This is a genomic window from Pseudomonas sp. K5002, from assembly GCF_013386655.1.
GTDB lineage: Bacteria > Pseudomonadota > Gammaproteobacteria > Pseudomonadales > Pseudomonadaceae > Aquipseudomonas.
Map to the genome: position 1 here is coordinate 1 of NZ_JACARK010000321.1, position 4,792 is coordinate 4,792.

The 4,792-nt window shown below is 54.3% G+C and carries 6 protein-coding genes and 1 other RNA gene; 2 read left to right on the forward strand and 5 right to left on the reverse strand.

The window, feature by feature from the left end; translation table 11 throughout:
* Positions 1-2 precede the first annotated feature (2 nt).
* Positions 3-479 (forward strand): lysis system i-spanin subunit Rz, encoded by a 477-nt coding sequence (locus HX846_RS15985; protein ID WP_178965701.1) that lies wholly within the window; start codon positions 3-5, stop codon positions 477-479.
* A 105-nt stretch (positions 480-584) separates the two neighbouring features.
* On the opposite strand, the gene HX846_RS15990 is transcribed toward HX846_RS15985, so the two are convergent.
* The gene (locus HX846_RS15990; RefSeq protein ID WP_177019330.1) at positions 585-737 is read right to left on the reverse strand and encodes a hypothetical protein; all 153 of its coding nucleotides are present in this window, start codon (positions 735-737) and stop codon (positions 585-587) included.
* A 326-nt stretch (positions 738-1,063) separates the two neighbouring features.
* Between HX846_RS15990 and HX846_RS15995 the strand changes: the two genes are divergently transcribed.
* Positions 1,064-1,825: a hypothetical protein gene (locus HX846_RS15995; protein WP_178965702.1), complete on the forward strand. Its 762-nt coding sequence runs from the start codon at positions 1,064-1,066 to the stop codon at positions 1,823-1,825.
* A 585-nt stretch (positions 1,826-2,410) separates the two neighbouring features.
* On the opposite strand, the gene HX846_RS16000 is transcribed toward HX846_RS15995, so the two are convergent.
* The 4 genes from HX846_RS16000 to HX846_RS16015 form a co-directional block, all read right to left on the reverse strand.
* Complete coding sequence (locus tag HX846_RS16000) at positions 2,411-2,896, reverse strand: hypothetical protein (RefSeq protein WP_177019332.1); 486 nt, start codon at positions 2,894-2,896, stop codon at positions 2,411-2,413.
* 137 nt (positions 2,897-3,033) lie between these two features.
* Positions 3,034-3,427, reverse strand: a transfer-messenger RNA (tmRNA) gene (gene ssrA / locus HX846_RS16005).
* Positions 3,428-3,530: 103 nt separating this feature from the next.
* Positions 3,531-3,815: a hypothetical protein gene (locus tag HX846_RS16010; protein ID WP_008436825.1), complete on the reverse strand. Its 285-nt coding sequence runs from the start codon at positions 3,813-3,815 to the stop codon at positions 3,531-3,533.
* Positions 3,816-4,001: 186 nt separating this feature from the next.
* Positions 4,002-4,792: (Fe-S)-binding protein (locus HX846_RS16015; RefSeq protein ID WP_178965703.1), on the reverse strand; the 791-nt coding region annotated here is incomplete at its 5' end.

Sequence of the window (4,792 nt, forward strand, 5' to 3'; positions counted from 1 at the left end):
TGCTGGTGGCGCTGCTGAGCGCCTTCGGGGCGGCCTGGCAGGTGCAGGACTGGCGTTATACAAGCGTGCTCGAGCGCCAGGCAGCGCTGCACGCAGAGGCGGCGAATCAACTGTCCCAGGCCGCATTACGACAACAGCAGGTCGAGCAGGGCAAGCGCCAGGCCCTGGAACATCAACTGAATGCCCAAGATCAACAACACACCCGAGAGCTTTCCGATGCCCAACGTGACCAGGCCCGCCTGCGCGACCGCCTTGCTACTGCTGATGTGCGGTTGTCAGTCCTTCTCGACGCCACAGATTCAGCCCGTGATTGCCGAGTGCCTACCGCCCCCGACTCCGTCGGCGTGGTTCATGCAACCCGTCGAGCCCAACTTGACCCAGCGCATGCTCAACGAATTATCGCCATCACCGACGAAGGCGACCGGGGACTGATCGCGCTGCAGGCCTGCCAGGCGTATGTCAGGGCGCTAACGCATTGACCTACATTCGAGGGCGAAAAAATTAGCATGGCTGGTTCGGCAGATCGCCGGAAGAGGCTGGACAAGGTTCGAGTGGTCACGTTCGCGTCCATGACCACCCTAGCTTTACACCCTGTTTAAAACAGCAGCAGCAATTAACCCCAGCACAACAGCGATTACCGGGGCGACACCAGAAGCGCAAAGCACTCCGACGAAGCTGCCTAACGCCGTGAGGCGAAGGTGTAAAGCTGCTGAACCAGCCTGTTCAGAAATGCGCATGGCAATCCTCCCTAGCTGTTCTCCCGGTCTCATATTGCAGTTGGCAAGGAGGTTCAGACTATCTCTGCCTATTTCCTTTTTCCGCTCGCACGGTGTTTCCAGGAGGTCGGTGGCAGCTACCCAACTGGTCGGATGCACAGCGACCTGAAATGGTCGTGTGGCTGATGTCCAGAGAGGCGAAAAAACTACCATAGATTTTTCATGGTGTCATTTTGCCGCGCAGAAGAAATTAGGGCACCCTAACCGTCACCCAGTGCCGGAGGCAGATCGTGACTATAGGGACATGCAAGCTGACATTGAAATCCGGGAAGTTTGTGAAATCACACATGATTCCCCAAGCGTTCTCCGCCCCGAGTAATGGGTGCTATTTTATCGATGGAGCGCCCGGAGGTCGGCCAACCAGGAGGCCGACCAGTTGGTATGACCGTGAACTGGTCACTCGCGCAGGGGAAGATATTCTCGCCGACTTGGACAGCTTTGCTGCGACCGAGCTCCGCAAAGCGCGCTTAGTTTGGAGTGGGTGGGGAGAAGAAGCGGAAATCAAGGGTAATATAATTCCGTATCCGGGAACCGAGCAACTAGTCCGCTTGGTTCCTGGTTTGGAAGTCCTGAAGTTACGAGTGTTTTTTCTAAGTTTGCTTTGGAGGGCTGCAGCCTCTGACATGCCGCAATACGCAGATATTGAACTGCAGTATTCTGAGTTGGAGAAGCTTAGGTTGATGGTTTTAAATATGAATCCTTTTCCTTTGAGTTTTTTTCCAGTACACCTGACTCAGATGGTTACCCGCGGGGCGCGGCACAATCTAGGGCCGCTAAAAATGTCGACTCCCTTAGATGCTGGCGCAGGTAATGGACCATTAATGCTAAATAGCTACCGATTTTATTTTGATGGCTTGGTAGCAAATATACATACGAATGTCTCGGAAAAAAGGTATTCAGAAGCTGCTGGAATTTATGTAGGTGACGATTCCGTTGTAATTGCTAATTGCGTTAATTTTGAAGATTCTTTTCAAGCGTCTAACATGATTGAGCACGGACGCGAGGCCTTTATGAATCACCCGTCCATAATGTTCAAACTCATAAGGTAATCTCGTACCACTTTTTGTACCATTCCTGCGTTTTTTAGGGGATTTCAGGGGGGGCGATGCCCCCTGAAGCCCTTTAAAACCCCCAGACCAAAAAGCCAGCTTCTAGCTTTCCCTGGTATGACGCAGGAATATTTCCTGCGCATCTGGTAGCGTCAGACTGCAAACCTAACCAAGCGGGAGTACGGGATGTCAATCAAAGTAACGGCACCACTCGTTAACGGCGATTTGTGGGATACGCTCGGCGAGAGTGCGTCAGGCGAGGACGTTGTAGAACTGATATGCGGTGATGATCTGCGACCGCCTCCCACGAGCGTGGTCATTACGGTGACTACCGAATCGGGTAAGCGGGTGGAGGTGCGGATTCCGAACTCTGACACAAGCACCGCCATCGTGAGGATTGACGGCAAAACCGTGTAAAAAAGGGGCTGATATCTGTCTAAAACTAACCCCGCCTACCGCGAATTCACTGACCTAAAACGCGCCTAAATTACGGTATGGTTTTAGACAGTGAAATGCTGAAAGCCACGTATCACGTGGCTTATGCACTGTTCCAGCCCATACTGCTGCATTATCGGATTTGCGAGATCAATTATTTGCCGACAAAAATAGACAAGCCGAAAGCGTGAAACTTCCCATTCCGATGATAAAGGCCACAAATCCGAGTAATCCCGGCGCCCATATCCAAAGATCCCAGTGCGGGGACATCGGTTTTTCCTCGCTATCTACCTTGTGCAAGGCCGCTTCGATGATGCCGCCTTGAATCTCGCCAAAAAAATAATCCCGCGCTAGCATCAATAGCAAAACGGTGCCGAACAAAACGATGGCGATTGACAGTGTCGCCCAGGCAAATTGGATCGGCAACACAGCCTGCAGAGGTATGTTTACCTTTGCCGAGAAAAAATTTGCGCATACCGCAAGCGCACCCCCGCTCGTTAAGAGCAACATTTTTACCAGATCTTGAGCCCTCCCAACGGTAGCTTGCTGGGACTCGTTGTGTTTCTGAATGAGCTCGTTGAGCTCTGCCGAGTATTCCGGTTTACCGTCAGAAGCTGATTCGTGTTGCTCTGCCATTTTCGGATCCATGCGGTGATGTATACGGCCGACGTTAAGGCTGTCATTAAGCTGGCATAACCGAGCCAAAACCACCCATTCAGGCACAAAAAAGGCACTTGCGATAAACGCTAAGTGCCTGATTTGTATAGCTTATTTGGTGGAGCCGGGGGGATTTGAACCCCCGTCCGCCAGTACTCCGCTGTCGGTACTACATGCGTAGCCGTTTCTATTAAGTTAACCCTCAGCGACCCGAAGGGCAGGGTGCTTTGGGCGAGTTGTGTAAGTTTTAGCCGCTTCGTCCACAACGTACTGCACGGCGATTCTGTTCTATATGACAATCACTTTGGGTTTACAGACATCCCCTGATGATTGCTGGACCCGAAGGTACCAGGAGGGAAGGGCTAAGGCTGCTTACGCAGCGAGAGCGTATTCCCCGTAGGTTTCGTCATTGGCAACTATAAGAAGTTGCAACAGTGGATTTACGAGTTCTGTTACCAACTCGGCATGCACCTAAAGTTTCGCAACCGGCGTCGAATCCTAAACGGCCCCGTGCTTGTAACTCGTTGTTTCTTAGTGAGTGACAAGCCTGTGCAGTGTACGTCAATCGGTCACAGAAGGCCAACCCGAAGGTTGGCCTCGGGCGATCAGCGAGTTACTGATTGCCGCCTTTGTCCGAGTCTTGCAGGCTTTGCAGGGCCTTGGAGGTGATCTCGATGCATTTCTTGTCGTCGCCTGCCGCATGGGCTGCCTTGGCTTGGGAAACGGCGGTGTCGATTTCGCCAGATTTGCCGCTGGTGTCGGTGGCGAGCAACGCTTTACCGTTGTTGATTTTGTCCAGGTTGATTTGGCACAGATCGTCTTTTGTTCCGGCGGCAAACGCGGGGGACGCCAGCATCGCAGCGGTAATGAACAAACCAGCAAGAGCGGAACGCTTCATGGGTATCTCCTTGTGCAAATAGGGCTCGATGCTGCCGGTTTTCCGTGCAGCCAGCGAGGTCACTGATGAGCCTCGTTTGTCGAGGCCTATGCAGATGACTACGCCGGCGCGCAGGGGTTCTGTTTTGTCGCTGGATTAGTCGAAAAACCCCGAAATCATTAGGTTTGGCACCAAAAAGGGGCGGCTCTAATGGGCCCGCGCCTGGGTTACTCGGTCCACGAGGTAGACCAGGCCGTGGTAATCAATTCCACCGTGTTGCGTCAGACCAATCTCACACGTACGGCTGGTGGAGATGCCTTCGCTGCAATACTGCACGGCGTCCTTCAGGCTGCGCAGTGAGTGGGCATTCAGTTCGGGCGTGGTAAAGCCTTTGTCGCCGGCAAAACCACAACAATGAATGCCTTCAGGGATCACCACGTTTTTGCTGCAACGCCTGGCCAGGTCGATCAGCGCCTGGCTCTCTCCCAGGTGTTGGGTGCTGCAGGTGACGTGCACGGCGATCGGGGCTTCCTGGGGGGTGAAGTCGAGGCGGTCCATCAGGTGCGTGCGGATAAAACGCACGGGGTCGTAGAGGTCGAGACGGGTTTCGGCCAGGTCCTGGACCAGGCGCAGGGTGCACGGGCTGGTGTCGCAGTAGATCGGGTCGAGGCCGCCACGGCTGGCGTGGAGCAGGGCGCCGATCAGTTCCTGGCGTTTGTGTTCGGCTTGTTCGGCGTAGCCCTTGGATGCGAATGGTTGGCCGCAGCAGAGGTTGTCCTGATTGTCGGGGAAGACTACCTGATAACCGGCTTTTTCCAGCAGGCCACGGGTTTTGTCGTACAGCGACATCTGTTCGTGGTCGCCGGCTGCCGGGCCCATCGCGCGTGATACGCAGGCGGCGAGGTACACCACGCGGGGTCGCTCATCGCTCACGGCGGGGCTGAAGCGAATGGCCTTTTCCGGGCGTGGCATGGCGTTGGTCCACTGGGGGATTTGCC